At 61.6% G+C, this 12,080-nt stretch carries 15 protein-coding genes; 7 read left to right on the forward strand and 8 right to left on the reverse strand.

The genetic code is table 11. The annotated features are described in order from the left end of the window. Positions 1-61 precede the first annotated feature (61 nt). The 3 genes from ACJ8PI_RS02325 to pbpG all read left to right on the forward strand — a co-directional run bounded on the left by ACJ8PI_RS02325 (position 62) and on the right by pbpG (position 3,236). A complete protein-coding gene (locus ACJ8PI_RS02325; protein WP_033653487.1) occupies positions 62-1,006 on the forward strand; it encodes a GlxA family transcriptional regulator in 945 nt (314 codons plus the stop codon). A 45-nt stretch (positions 1,007-1,051) separates the two neighbouring features. Continuing rightward, positions 1,052-2,155 (forward strand): adenosylhomocysteinase, encoded by a 1,104-nt coding sequence (locus ACJ8PI_RS02330; protein WP_164134035.1) that lies wholly within the window; start codon positions 1,052-1,054, stop codon positions 2,153-2,155. Positions 2,156-2,306: 151 nt separating this feature from the next. After that, entirely contained in the window at positions 2,307-3,236 is a 930-nt protein-coding gene (pbpG, locus tag ACJ8PI_RS02335; RefSeq protein WP_041033978.1) for a D-alanyl-D-alanine endopeptidase, read from the forward strand. A 34-nt stretch (positions 3,237-3,270) separates the two neighbouring features. On the opposite strand, the gene ACJ8PI_RS02340 is transcribed toward pbpG, so the two are convergent. After that, positions 3,271-3,726 carry a GNAT family N-acetyltransferase gene (locus tag ACJ8PI_RS02340; protein WP_033647069.1) on the reverse strand — a complete coding sequence of 152 codons (456 nt, stop codon included), beginning with the start codon at positions 3,724-3,726 and terminating at the stop codon, positions 3,271-3,273. Between the two features lie 75 nt (positions 3,727-3,801). Here ACJ8PI_RS02340 and ACJ8PI_RS02345 point away from each other — a divergent pair, with 75 nt between their 5' ends. Beyond that, entirely contained in the window at positions 3,802-4,206 is a 405-nt protein-coding gene (locus tag ACJ8PI_RS02345) for a VOC family protein (RefSeq protein WP_103772549.1), read from the forward strand. Positions 4,207-4,300: 94 nt separating this feature from the next. Further along, positions 4,301-5,221, forward strand: a complete 921-nt coding sequence (locus tag ACJ8PI_RS02350) for a DUF808 domain-containing protein (protein WP_033653484.1) — start codon at positions 4,301-4,303, stop codon at positions 5,219-5,221. Positions 5,222-5,263: 42 nt separating this feature from the next. Here ACJ8PI_RS02350 and ACJ8PI_RS02355 read toward each other — a convergent pair whose 3' ends face one another. From ACJ8PI_RS02355 to ACJ8PI_RS02380, 6 genes are all read right to left on the reverse strand, one after another. Beyond that, the gene (locus tag ACJ8PI_RS02355) at positions 5,264-5,347 is read right to left on the reverse strand and encodes a membrane protein (protein WP_016928643.1); all 84 of its coding nucleotides are present in this window, start codon (positions 5,345-5,347) and stop codon (positions 5,264-5,266) included. Between the two features lie 103 nt (positions 5,348-5,450). Next, positions 5,451-5,990 (reverse strand): GNAT family N-acetyltransferase, encoded by a 540-nt coding sequence (locus ACJ8PI_RS02360; RefSeq protein ID WP_033653482.1) that lies wholly within the window; start codon positions 5,988-5,990, stop codon positions 5,451-5,453. Between the two features lie 158 nt (positions 5,991-6,148). Beyond that, entirely contained in the window at positions 6,149-6,961 is an 813-nt protein-coding gene (locus tag ACJ8PI_RS02365) for a MetQ/NlpA family lipoprotein (RefSeq protein WP_033653481.1), read from the reverse strand. Between the two features lie 130 nt (positions 6,962-7,091). Further along, the gene (locus tag ACJ8PI_RS02370; RefSeq protein ID WP_049234982.1) at positions 7,092-7,943 is read right to left on the reverse strand and encodes a DUF1460 domain-containing protein; all 852 of its coding nucleotides are present in this window, start codon (positions 7,941-7,943) and stop codon (positions 7,092-7,094) included. Between the two features lie 104 nt (positions 7,944-8,047). Further along, positions 8,048-8,590, reverse strand: a complete 543-nt coding sequence (locus ACJ8PI_RS02375; RefSeq protein ID WP_041033982.1) for a GNAT family N-acetyltransferase — start codon at positions 8,588-8,590, stop codon at positions 8,048-8,050. Continuing rightward, positions 8,590-9,057: an acyltransferase gene (locus ACJ8PI_RS02380; RefSeq protein WP_033647061.1), complete on the reverse strand. Its 468-nt coding sequence runs from the start codon at positions 9,055-9,057 to the stop codon at positions 8,590-8,592. The genes ACJ8PI_RS02375 and ACJ8PI_RS02380 overlap by 1 nt, the downstream gene beginning before the upstream one ends. A 205-nt stretch (positions 9,058-9,262) precedes the next feature. On the opposite strand from ACJ8PI_RS02380, the gene ACJ8PI_RS02385 reads away from it, so the two are divergent. Further along, positions 9,263-9,853 (forward strand): Yip1 family protein, encoded by a 591-nt coding sequence (locus tag ACJ8PI_RS02385; protein WP_033637547.1) that lies wholly within the window; start codon positions 9,263-9,265, stop codon positions 9,851-9,853. 57 nt (positions 9,854-9,910) lie between these two features. On the opposite strand, the gene ACJ8PI_RS02390 is transcribed toward ACJ8PI_RS02385, so the two are convergent. Next, positions 9,911-10,762: a DMT family transporter gene (locus ACJ8PI_RS02390; protein WP_033653478.1), complete on the reverse strand. Its 852-nt coding sequence runs from the start codon at positions 10,760-10,762 to the stop codon at positions 9,911-9,913. A gap of 598 nt (positions 10,763-11,360) precedes the next feature. Between ACJ8PI_RS02390 and ACJ8PI_RS02395 the strand changes: the two genes are divergently transcribed. Beyond that, positions 11,361-12,077: an ABC transporter ATP-binding protein gene (locus ACJ8PI_RS02395; protein WP_060420052.1), complete on the forward strand. Its 717-nt coding sequence runs from the start codon at positions 11,361-11,363 to the stop codon at positions 12,075-12,077. The last annotated feature ends 3 nt before the right edge of the window (positions 12,078-12,080 follow it).

A 12,080-nucleotide genomic window follows, 5' to 3' on the forward strand; every position in this document is an offset into this window, starting at 1 on the left:
GGGCCATAATAGCCGCCCTGTTTTTGGCTGGTATGACAGATAACCCTCAAAAAGCGCCATCATGAAAACGATCGGTTTTGTGGTTTTTCCCGGTTTCAACCTGCTGGACTTTGCCGGCCCGCTGGCGGCGTTCGATAACGTCAGCCAGTTTACCGATCCGCCGGCCTACCGCTGCGTGGCGATCTCGCCGCAGGGCGGGATGGTCGCCAGCTCGGCCGGGGTGGAGATCGCCACGCAGCCGTGCGGCGACGAGCGTTTCGATACGCTGGTGGTGGCCGGCGGCAGCGGCAACGTGATGGCGGCGCAGTCGCCGGCGCTGGTGGCGTTTCTGACCACCCACAGCCGGCGGGCGCGGCGCATCGCCAGCGTGTGCACCGGCGCGTTTATTCTGGCGGCCTGCGGTTTGCTGGACGGCAAGCGCGCCACCACCCACTGGTATCACGCGGCGCGGCTGCAGCAGAGCTATCCGCGCATCCGCGTCGACAGCAACCGCATTTTCATTCGCGACGGCGATATCTGGACCTCGGCCGGCATCAGCGCCGGTATCGATCTGGCGCTGGCGTTGATAGAAGACGACCTTGGCGCCACCCTGGCGGCGGCCGTGGCGCGGCAGCTGGTGGTCTATCATCGGCGCCCCGGCGGGCAGTCGCAGTATTCGCTGCTGCTGGCGTTGAACCCGTCGTCGGATCGCATGCGCGCCGCGCTGTCGTTCGCGCGCGAGCACTTGCACCTGCCGCTGTCGGTGGCGGATCTGGCCGACGCCGCCTGCCTGAGCGAGCGCCAGTTCGGCCGGCTGTTCCGCGCCGAAACCGGGCAGACACCGGCCAAGGTGATCGAACAACTGCGGGTGGAGGCGGCCAGGGTGCGCATCGAAGAGAGCGCCGAGCCGTTGGAGGCGATCGCCCGTTCGGTGGGGTTCAGCGATCCGGAGCGCATGAGACGGGCGTTTATCCGCGTATTTGGCCTGTCGCCGCAGGCGATCCGCCGGCTCGGCCGCGCGGGATAACTTTTTTGCCACGCCTGGCGGCGGGGCACACCAGAGGAGCAACGGATGTATCAGGATTTCGAGAGCGAATTGAACTGGGCGATGCGCCATATGCCGCGCACTCGGGCGGCGGTGGCGGCGTTGCCGGACCTGCACGGGGTGCGGCTGGCGTGCAATATGCACCTGGATCTGAAAATGGCGCCGCTGGTGGCCGGCCTGCTGGATAAGGGCGCGGCGATCTTCCTGACCACCTGCAATCCCACCACGGTGCAGAACGACGTGGTGGCCTGGCTGGAACGGCGGGGCGTGCAGGCCTATGCCTGGCGCGACATGAACGCCGGCGAATGGTCGGAGTCCTTCGACCGCGCGCTGGCCTGGCAGCCGACTCACCTGTGCGAAATGGGGGCGGATCTGACCACCCGTTTGCACCAATCGCCGAGCGGCCCGCAGATCGTCGCCGGGCTGGAGGCCACCGGCTCGGGCATCAGCCGGTTAAACGGCGTGGCGCCGCGCTACCCGATCTTCAACTGGGACGATCTGCCGGTGAAAGAGGGGCTGCACAATCGGCATATGGTTGGGCTGACCGCCTGGCACACCTTCTTCCAGACCACCCACTTGACGCTGCACGAAAAGCGCGTGCTGGTGATCGGCTACGGCCTGGTCGGGCAGGGGACAGCGGCGGCGGCCAGGGCTTACGGCGGCCAGGTGATGGTGGCGGAAATCGATCCGGCGCGCGCGCTGCAGGCGCGCTATGACGGTTGGCAGGTGGTGGATCTGGCGAGCGCCGTCGCGCAGGCGGACGTGATCGCCACCGCAACCGGCGCGAAAAACGTGCTCTCGGCGCAGCATTTGCAACAGGCGCAAGACGGCGTGTTTATCCTCAACGTCGGCCACGTGGCGGAAGAGATCGACGTCGGCTTCCTGCAAGGCCTGCCGCACCACGAGCCGATGCCTTATGTGAACGCTTACCAACTTAATGAGAAGACGGTGTATTTGCTGGCCAACGGCTCGATGTTTAACCTGACCGCCGGCTATGGCGACAGCCTTAACGCCTTCGATGTGACGCTAGCGGTGATGGCGGCCGGCATCGGCCATATCGTCGGCGCCGGGGCGCGGCAAACGCCGGGGCTGTACCTGTTGCCGCAGTCGGCCTGGCAGCCGGCGCTGTAACTTTTTCCACGCGGGCGTTCATCCCAGAGCGCCCGCGGGCTGCGTCGTTTTTCAGCGGACAGAATTTGTCACAAATCCGCCATACAATCCCAGTGCCAAGCGCTGAACCCTCACATATAATTCGCTGAGTTCAAGCCCCCATTTCAGAGTAATGCCTGTGAAAATACGTGTTTTGGTTCTGACCCTGCTCGCTTTGCAGGCGGGCGCAGGCTTTGCGCCGCGCGCGTTGGCCAGCGACAACGCCGCCGCCCTGCACGCCACCCAACCGGAGCTGGCCTCCGGCAGCGCGATGGTCGTCGATATGCAAACCCATAAGGTGATGTATGCGCGCAACCCGGATGAAGTGGTGCCGATCGCCTCGATCACCAAGCTGATGACCGCCATGGTCACGCTCGACGCGCACCTGCCGCTCGACGAGATGCTGGCGGTGGACATCCGCCAGACGCCGGAGATGAAAGGGGTGTATTCACGGGTGCGGCTGAACAGCGAAATCAGCCGTAAGGATATGCTGCTGCTGGCGCTGATGTCGTCGGAAAACCGCGCCGCCGCCAGCCTGGCGCACCACTATCCGGGGGGCTACAACGCCTTCATCAAAGCGATGAACGCCAAGGCCAGGGCGCTGGGCATGACCAATACCCATTATGTGGAACCGACCGGGCTGTCTATTCATAACGTGTCGACGGCGCGCGATCTGACCAAGCTGCTGATCGCCACCAAGCAATATCCGTTGATCGGCCAGCTCAGCACCACCACCGAACGCATGGCCAGCTTCAAGGATCCGAACTACACGCTGCCGTTCCGCAACACCAACCACCTGGTGTACAACCCGAAATGGAACATCCAGCTGACCAAAACCGGCTTCACCAACCAGGCGGGTCACTGCCTGGCGATGCGCACGGTGATCGGTAACCGCTCGGTGTCGCTGGTGGTGCTGGACGCCTTCGGCAAATACACCCACTTCGCCGACGCCAACCGTCTGCGCAGCTGGATTGAAACCGGCAAGGTGACGCCGATCCCGGCCGCCGCCCGTGACTATCGCCGCCAAAAAGACGCCCGTCTGGCGAAGAACGACAGCGAATAACCCGCCTGGCGGCCTGCCCGTTTGCGGCAGGCCGCTATCGGCCCTCGGGCCGTCTGATGACAAATCCCCGCTCGCGATCGCCGTCGAAACCCGCCTTGAGATAAAGCTGGTGCGCGCCGGTGCGTTGCTGCCCCGACAGCAGCATCACCTTGTAACAGCCCTTGCGCCAGGCCAGCTGCAGCGCGTATTCGATCATCGCGAGCGCCACGCCGTGGCCGCGATAGGGCTCCGCCGTCACCACGTGTTCGATGACGCCGAACGGCTGCGCCTGATGCGCCAGCCCCGGGATCAGCGCCAGCATGCAGGTGGCGATCGGCTGTTCCTCTTGCGCCGCTACCACCAGACGGATCGCCGGATCGTCCAGCAGGCGCTGCAGGGCACGGCGCGCGTCGTCGCTGCGCAGCGGCGCATCCTGTGGGCGCAGCTCGCGATACAGAGCCAACAGGCCGTTGAGATCGTCCGGCTGCGCCAGGCGATGAATGATGCTCATGGTTGCTCCTTTCGCCGCTTCAAGGGTAATCCGCTATCCTCCATTAATACCACAACGATTACCGAAGAGGATGTTATGAGTCAGGTTTCGACCTTTGTCATGTTCCAGGGGGAGGCGCAGCAGGCGATCGACCTCTACAGCCAGGTGTTTGAGCGTTTTCGGCTCATGCAGGTGCAGCATTACGACCCGACGCCGGACGGCCAGCGGTTAATCAAGCATGCCACCATCGATTTCGATCGGCAGAACCTGGTGTTTATCGACAGCCCGATCAGCCATGATTTCAGCTTTACCCCGGCGGTGTCGCTGTTCATCAACCTGCCTAACGAAGAAGCGTTGGAGAGGGCGTTCCACCGCCTGGCGGAGGGCGGTAAGGTGCTGATGCCGCTCGACGACTACGGCTTCAGCGCGCGTTTCGGCTGGCTCAACGATCGCTTTGGGCTTTCCTGGCAGCTCAATGTGCCGGCGGGCGATCTGAGGTGATGGAGAAAGTGGCGTTTATCCCATATCCGCTCGCGGTGGTTTACCGCTATGCTAAATATAGAATGGCCCGTGAACATGAAAAGGATGAATCATTTTGGCAGGAAGTAGCTTACTTACCCTTATCGACGACATCGCCTCGTTGCTGGACGATGTCTCTTTGATGACCAAGATGGCGGCAAAAAAAACCGCTGGGGTGCTGGGGGACGATCTGGCGCTCAACGCGCAGCAGGTCACTGGCGTTAAAGCTGACCGCGAACTGCCGGTGGTGTGGAGCGTCGCCAAAGGTTCGCTGATCAACAAGGCGATCCTGGTGCCGCTGGCGCTGCTGATCAGCGCTTTCGCGCCCTGGGCGATCACGCCGCTGCTGATGGTGGGCGGCGCCTACCTGTGCTACGAAGGGTTCGAAAAGGTGTATCACAGCCTGAGCCAAGACAAGCAGGCACATGAGGATAAGCAAGACGGACCGGGCGCCAATGAGGATGTGGCGGCCTATGAAAAGCGCAAGATAAAAGGGGCTGTGCGTACCGATTTCGTGTTATCCGCCGAGATTATCGCCATTACGTTGGGCACCGTCGCCGGCGCCACTTTCAGTCAGCAGGTGATCGTGCTGTGCGGCATCGCGCTGGTGATGACGCTGGGGGTTTACGGCATCGTCGCCGGTATCGTCAAGCTGGATGATTTGGGGCTGTACCTGAGCCGCAAGGGCAGCGCGTTGGCGCGCGCCGTCGGCGGCGGCATCGTGCGCGCCGCGCCTTATTTGATGAAAACGCTGTCGATCGTCGGCACAGTCGCCATGTTTATGGTCGGCGGCGGCATCCTGACCCACGGTCTGCCGCCGGTGCACCATCTGTTTGAGGACTGGGCTTCCTACGCTACGGTGGTGCCGACGTTGGGGCATATTTTGCAGGGTGTCATTCCAGCTCTGCTGAACGTGGTGTTCGGCGCGATTGCCGGCGGCGTGGTGCTGGCGGTGGTGTCGGCGCTGGGCGCGGTGCGCGCGCGTTTCAAGGCATGATGAAAAGTCTCGCCCCGCAAGGGGCGGGACGGAGCTGACGCTTTAAAAAATCAGTTTGAGAACGCCGGTAATCGTCAACAAACCCACGATGAAGATGATGGCGACAATCCACAGAATAATTTTCATTTACTTCTCCCTTACCGGTTAAATGTGGCGCACGATTGGCGCTAACTTAATGAAATCACTCTTCACTATAGACGCTAACTTCCTATCGTGCGTCGCCATGTATTCAAGGATGCTGACTGTCGCCCGCGCCCAGCGCGCGCTGCATGAGGTGGGTGTCGCGCCATTCCCCCAGTTTGAACCCCACGGCCTTTAACGTCCCGACGCTGGTAAAGCCGAGCGACTGGTGCAGCGCCAGCGAACCGCGGTTGGCGGCGGAATCGCCGACGATCGCCAGCATCTGGCGCCAGGGGCCTTGCTCGCAGCGGGCGATAAGCTTGCTCAGCAGCGCCTTGCCGACGCCTTTACCCTGTTGCCCCTCGGCGATATACACCGAGTCTTCCACGGTAAAACGATAGGCCGGCCGGGGCCGATACGGCGTGGCGTAGCAGTAGCCCACAATATGGCCTTCGCTTTTCGCCACCAGCCAGGGCAGCCCGGCTTCTTGCACCTTGCTCAGCCGCAGCTGCATTTCCGCCAGGGGCGGCGGCTGTTCTTCAAACGAGGCGGCACCGTACAGCACGTGGTGAGTGTAAATTTGCAGCACGGCGGCCATATCGTCCGGCGTGGCATCGAGGAGGCTGAGTACGGGAGCGGAGAGCGTCATGGTAATGCCTGTTTACCTTGGAAATCAGCGGATAAACGCCATTATGCGCGCCGCTCGCCGCCGGGGTAAATCGGGTTTTCTTATGGTGAGATAAGAAAAGGCGATGATGATGTGGCAGGGGCTCTTTGGGGAGAGCCCCTGTGGCGCTGTGCCTGGAATTACCAGCCTTTCACCGCGCCGCCGTTGAAGATTTTCTCGGCGGCCTTGGCCACTTCGTCAGACTCATAGGCTTTGATGAAGTTCTGCACGTTCGGCGCGTCCTTGTTGTCTTCGCGGGTGACGATGATGTTGGTGTACGGCGAGTCTTTATCCTCGATGAAGATGCCGTCTTTGGTCGGCGACAGGCCGGTCTGGTTGATGTAGGTGGTGCTGATGACGGCGACGGTGACCTTTGGATCGTCCAGCACGTGCGGCAGCTGCGCGCCTTCCAGCTCCATGATTTGGTAACGGTGCGGGTTGGCGCTGATGTCCAGGGCGGTGGGCAACAACCCCTTGCCTTGTTTCAGCGTAATCAATCCGGTTTTTTCCAGCAGCAGCAGGGCGCGCCCCAGGTTGGTCGGATCGAGCGGGATGGCGATCACCGCGCCGTCCGGCAGCTCTTTGAGCGATTTTATCTTTTTGGAGTAGCCGGCCATCGGGAAGACAAAGGTATTGCCGACCGCCACCAGCTTATAGCCGTGATCTTTGTTTTGCTGTTCGAGGAACGGGCGGTGCTGGAACACGTTGGCGTCCAGTTCGCCCTTGTCGGTGGCGTCGTTCGGCAGCAGCGAACCGCTGAAGCCGACCAGCTCGACGTCCAGCCCGTATTTCTCTTTCGCCACTTGCCTGGCGACTTCCGCCACGTCCTGTTCCGCGCCGTTGATGACGCCGACCTTGATATGGTTCCGATCGGTTTTTTGATCGCAGCCCTGAAGCGCCAAAACGGCGGCGAAGGCCGCCGCCAGAGGGGTGATACGCCAGCGTAAGGTCATCGAAGTCTCCCTGAAAAGAACAATAAAATCAGTTGGTTTTTGTTCTTACAGCTAAGCTTGAACCGCCGATGAAGTCAAACGCTCGCTCAGCATAAACGGCTATAGCTTATAGCCGTTATGCGGCGGGGGATTATCGGCTGAGCGAACGCAGCACCACGATGCCCGGCGTGGCCATCACGTAATCCATAAAGGGCGAATCGACCACCCGCATGTTGGCCTTGCGCGATGAGGCGTTGCGCAGCACCGGGCCGTTGTCGGTCATCACGAAGATGCCGGTGTGAGTCACGTCCAGCCCGTCCAGGTTGGTGTAAATGCCGATGTAATCGCCGGTGCGCAGCTGGGCCAGCACCTTGTCGTCGATACGGTCGCTGGGGATATAGGTCACGCTGCGTTGTACGTCGGGCAAGCCGGGCAGGTAGCTGCCGCCATCCGCTTTGCGGTTGAGGGTTTTCACGAGGGTGACGGCGTGCGGGCTGAGCCGCGCGGTGATGTCTTCAGCCACTTTTTTCGGCCGCTGCGCCCAATCGGTGAAGAAGTGTTTGCGCTGCGGAAAGGCGATTTTGCCGTCGACGTAGCGAATGTCTACCAGGCGCTGTACGAACTCGCCCTCGCTGCGGGCGGTGCTGAGCGCTTCCACATAATCGATGTAGGTGAAGCAATCCAGCCCGCGGAAGTCGATCACCAGCTGCTCGGGCGTGCTCTGCGAACCGATCAGGCGGTTGGCGAGATAGGGCGTGCCGAGAAACTCGCGTGAAATCAAATCGACGGTGCGGCCATGCGGCTGCGCGGCGGGCCAACCGGCGCGCAGCGCGAGGATCTCATGCAGCTTGCTGCGGGTGCTGGCGTCCATCTGCGGTTGCACAGCCGGCGGCGAAACGGTGACGTCGGTCGGCGGCGTTGCGGGGGAGACGGCGGTGGGGCGCTCGGCACATCCGCTCATGGCGATAGCTAACATCAGTAAAACAACCTTGTTCTGGTTCATACGGCCCTCCCTGGGTGTCGCTGGCTTATCAGAGTCAGTGATAACAGTTCTCATCCGATGGTAGGGGTTAAAAAGTAAACATAGCCTCAATGGCGGCCGATAAATCAGTAACCGATTTCGCTATTGAACGGCAAATACCAGAACAGCGCGATTTCGTGATCGGCGATCTCCGGCTCGGCGCGGTACAGCAAACGGTCGATGCCGCCGAGAATAAACCCGTAATGCTGGTAGCAGCGACAGGCGGCCAGATTGTTGTTCTGCGTTTCGAGCATCATACCCGAGGTTTCCTGCTGTCGCGCCCACTGTTTGGCGCAGTCCAGCAGCGCCCCGGCGATGCCCTGACGGCGCGCGTGAGCGCTGACCGCGATCTCGTCGATCAGGGTGTAACCGTTCCAGTTTTTGCTCAGCGTGATGTGGCCAACGGCTTGGTCCTGGCGATATGCCAGGAAAGTCGCGCTGTCTTCGTTGGCGAACGGCGCCAGGGGATACTGCTTGCGAAACGGCGCCACCGGGCGGGTTGGCCAGCTGTCGACCGGGGTGTCGAACTGCGGCAGGGCGTAACAGCGGATGGTAAAGCCGAAATCGCCGCGCGTCAGGTAATCATCGGGCAGCGCCTCAATGGCCGCAATGCGGATGGCCGCGGTCATTACGGTAGCTCTCGCAGCAGGCGCGCCGGGTTGCCGGCATAAATCCCCTTGCGGGTGATGTTGCGGGTCACGACCGCCCCGGCGCCGATCACCGCGTCGCTGCAGATCTCCACCGCCAGGATGGTGGCGCCGGAGCCGATGGACACCCGATCGCCGACGCGCGTGCGCCCCCAGCTGGCTGGATCTGCATTGGGCGCGCCGTCTTTGAACAGATCGTTGGCGAAGGTGACGCCGTGGCCGACAAAGCACGCTTCGCCGAGGGTAACGTATTCGCAGATAAAGCTGTGCGACTGAATTTTACTGCGTGCGCCGATGCTGACGTGGCGCTGGATCTCCACGAACGGGCCGACGAAGACATCGTCGCCGAGCCGGCAGCCGTACAGATTGCAGGGCTCGACAACGGTGACGTTGCGCCCGGCGTCGACGTCGACGATCCCCGCCTGGCGGGTGGTGATAACGGATGACATGACCTTCCTCGCAGCCTGGTTTTTATGGTGGGAGTATAAGACAAAGCGCCGCAGCGTTGCGCTTTCCGCACGTTTTTTCGCCGAAAGACTATAATGAGTACAGGGGAGAGAGCCCCGTGGCCGCAATCCTCGCACGGGTAGCAGTCCGTCGGAGGTGTGAAATTCGTTCGCCGATCGCGGCCTACGGCGAGATAGGAGGTGTCTCATGGTCAGTCATGTTTGGGGACTTCTGGCGCATCCCAGCGCCGAGTTCGAACAGATCAAAAACGAGAATGAAAGCGTCTCGCACCTATACACCCATCACGTGTTGCTCTTGGCAGCAATCCCGGTGGTCTGCGCTTTTATCGGCACCACCCAGCTGGGCTGGCTCTCCGGCGAGGGACATGCCATCAGGCTCGACATGTTTACCGCGCTTTATACCGCCGTGGCGTTTTACCTGCTGATGCTGGCGGGCGTAGCGGCCATGGGGAAAGTCATTCACTGGATGGCGCGGCGCTATGAATCGCGCCCCAGCCTGCACCGCTGCATGGTGTTCGCCGGCTACGTGGCGACCCCGATGTTCCTCAGCGGGATTGTGGCGCTCTATCCGGTCGTCTGGCTGTGTCTGTTTGTCGGCATTATCGGCCTGTGCTATTCGGGCTATCTGCTGAATCTGGGGATCCCGCACTTCCTGAATATCGACAGTAAGGAAGGGTTCATCTTCTCCAGCTCGACCTTCGCCATCGGCATTCTGTTGCTCGAGCTGCTGCTTGGGGTGACGGTGCTGCTGTGGGGGTACGGTTCCTGGTTATTCTGAGTTAACGGCTGTTGTTGTCGCCCCCGCGCCGGTGGAACGGCGCGGGGGCTTTTGCTTTTATGCGCGGCGGAAAACCAGCATCACGCCGAGCACGATGCCCGCCATGCCCAGCAGGCTCAGCGCCGCCAGCGCGTGGCCGAGCAGCAGGTAGTCCAGCAGGGCGGTGACCGCCGGGATCAGATAGAACAGGCTGGTGACCTGCACCAGGTTGCCGCGCTGGATCAGGCGATACAGCAAGAAGGTTGCCAGCACCGAGATCACCACCGCCATCCACAGCAGCGGCAGCACGAACTCTGGCCGCCACTCGACCCGCAGCGGCTCAAACGGCAGCGCCAGCGTACACATCAGCAACCCGACGGCATACTGCAGCGGCAAGACCGCCAGCGGCGGCTGCGTCATGCCTTTTTGCAGCAGGGTGCCGGCGGTCATGCAGCCCAGCGCGATAAAGGCGAACAGCATGCCGCTCAGCGAGAAGTGGGCCACCATCAGGCTTTGGTACACCACCAGCGTCAGCCCGGCCATCGCCAGCGCCAGGCCGAGCGCCCGCAGCCCGGTGCAGCGCCGTTCGGTGATGAACTGGGTGAGGATCGGCTGTACGCCAAGCAACGTGGCCAGCACGCCGGGCGTAATACCCTGTTCCAACGCCAGCAGATAGCAGATTTGATAGCTGCCGATCATCAGCACGCCAATCAGCGCGACGCGCCGGCGGGTGCCGGGGGCGGGCAGGCACTGGCGCTGCCACAGGCCGATGGCCAACAGCACCGCCAGCGCGATGGCGCAGCGGAAGAACAGAAAAGCGAAGGCGGAGGCGTGCTCCAGCCCCCAACGGGAGAAAATCGCGCCGCTGCTCCAAAGCAGGACGAACAGCGTAGCCAGGCCGGCATTGGCCCAGAGAGAAGGTAATCGCATGTCAATTTCACCTGTCGTGAAAATTACAGGCTCCGGCGCGCGCGGCGGTCTACGCCTGAACGCAACAGATCAATAAGCCGGAGGTAAAAAGTCGGTTTGGCTTAGCGCACGACCACAATGCGTGGCGGGTAAGCGGCAACCGCTGAAACGACAGAGGAAACGGCGGGTGGAGCGGAAGAAGCACACAGCAAAACGGCGGCCGGAACGGTCGCGTTTGTCGGATCTGTGCTGTGCGCCAGGTAGGCCATGTGAGTTCCTGAAAACCGGGAATGAAACTAATCGCTCAAACATAACTAAGTTCAGCGGGGCGTGCAATCGGAAATCGCAGTGATTTAAATGATAATGAAAATCATTATCATTTATTGGGAGGTATGCTATGTTGCTTTGGCCGCGCAGTTTTGACGCAGAGGGCGCGGCTTGCTCTTGCCTCGGTTCACGCAATGCGTGCGACGAAAGACGCTGCGATTCGCTTTTGCAGAAGGCGCGTAATCGTGGTAAAAATATTGATATGTTATAATATAACAATTTGCGCATAATGAATTCAGTTCACGACATCCTCCACGTTGATGGGATTAGCCTGACCGGCCACGGCGGGGCATTGATACTCGACAACATCCATTTCGCGCTGCGCGCCGGTGAGAAGCTGGCGGTGATCGGCCCTAACGGCAGCGGCAAGTCCAGCCTGTTGCGTGCCCTGATCGGTGAAACGCGGCCGGACAGCGGCGGCATTTACTGGCGAGGGCGCGCCTTGTCCGCGTGGCCGGCGGCGGAGCGCGCCAGAAGCATCGCCTTTCTGGCGCAAAACGATTCGCCGGATTTGCGGCTGTCGGTTGAGGACTACGTGGCGTTGGGCCGTTTGCCGCATGGCGCATGTTCTGCGACGGGAAAGCGCATCGTTGACGAAGCCATCGGGGAAACCGGGTTGGTGCCGCTCAGGCACCACCCGTTGGGGCGGCTCTCGGGCGGCCAGCGCCAGCGTGCCGCGCTGGCTAGGGCGTTGGCGCAGTCTCCCGATCTGTTGTTGCTGGATGAACCGACCAATCACCTCGATCCGCCCGGGCGCTCGGCGCTGCTGTCGTTAGTGAAAAATAAAGACATCGCCGTGATTGCGGTCTTGCACGATCTGCCCGTGGCAGAGGCGTTTGCCGATCGGATCCTGGTGCTCAACGAAAGCCGTCAGGTGGCCTGTGGTACGCCCGAGGCGGTGTTGCAGACCCCGGTGATTCTGCCGGTGTTCGGCATGAACAGTTTCAAGGTGGCACATCCCGTCAGCGGGAAAACGCTGCGCATTTTTGACGTTCCCCATTGCGCTTGATAA

Source organism: Serratia sp. CY82433, from assembly GCF_052166535.1.
GTDB lineage: Bacteria > Pseudomonadota > Gammaproteobacteria > Enterobacterales > Enterobacteriaceae > Serratia > Serratia sarumanii.

Bases quoted from the DNA above. Each gene is read 5' to 3' on its own strand.
- ACJ8PI_RS02325 (WP_033653487.1), top strand. From the start codon at position 62: ATGAAAACGATCGGTTTTGTGGTTTTTCCCGGTTTCAACCTGCTGGAC.
- ACJ8PI_RS02330 (WP_164134035.1), top strand. From the start codon at position 1,052: ATGTATCAGGATTTCGAGAGCGAATTGAACTGGGCGATGCGCCATATG.
- pbpG (WP_041033978.1), top strand. From the start codon at position 2,307: ATGCCTGTGAAAATACGTGTTTTGGTTCTGACCCTGCTCGCTTTGCAG.
- ACJ8PI_RS02340 (WP_033647069.1), bottom strand. From the start codon at position 3,726: ATGAGCATCATTCATCGCCTGGCGCAGCCGGACGATCTCAACGGCCTG.
- ACJ8PI_RS02345 (WP_103772549.1), top strand. From the start codon at position 3,802: ATGAGTCAGGTTTCGACCTTTGTCATGTTCCAGGGGGAGGCGCAGCAG.
- ACJ8PI_RS02355 (WP_016928643.1), bottom strand. From the start codon at position 5,347: ATGAAAATTATTCTGTGGATTGTCGCCATCATCTTCATCGTGGGTTTG.
- ACJ8PI_RS02360 (WP_033653482.1), bottom strand. From the start codon at position 5,990: ATGACGCTCTCCGCTCCCGTACTCAGCCTCCTCGATGCCACGCCGGAC.
- ACJ8PI_RS02365 (WP_033653481.1), bottom strand. From the start codon at position 6,961: ATGACCTTACGCTGGCGTATCACCCCTCTGGCGGCGGCCTTCGCCGCC.
- ACJ8PI_RS02370 (WP_049234982.1), bottom strand. From the start codon at position 7,943: ATGAACCAGAACAAGGTTGTTTTACTGATGTTAGCTATCGCCATGAGC.
- ACJ8PI_RS02375 (WP_041033982.1), bottom strand. From the start codon at position 8,590: ATGACCGCGGCCATCCGCATTGCGGCCATTGAGGCGCTGCCCGATGAT.
- ACJ8PI_RS02380 (WP_033647061.1), bottom strand. From the start codon at position 9,057: ATGTCATCCGTTATCACCACCCGCCAGGCGGGGATCGTCGACGTCGAC.
- ACJ8PI_RS02385 (WP_033637547.1), top strand. From the start codon at position 9,263: ATGGTCAGTCATGTTTGGGGACTTCTGGCGCATCCCAGCGCCGAGTTC.
- ACJ8PI_RS02390 (WP_033653478.1), bottom strand. From the start codon at position 10,762: ATGCGATTACCTTCTCTCTGGGCCAATGCCGGCCTGGCTACGCTGTTC.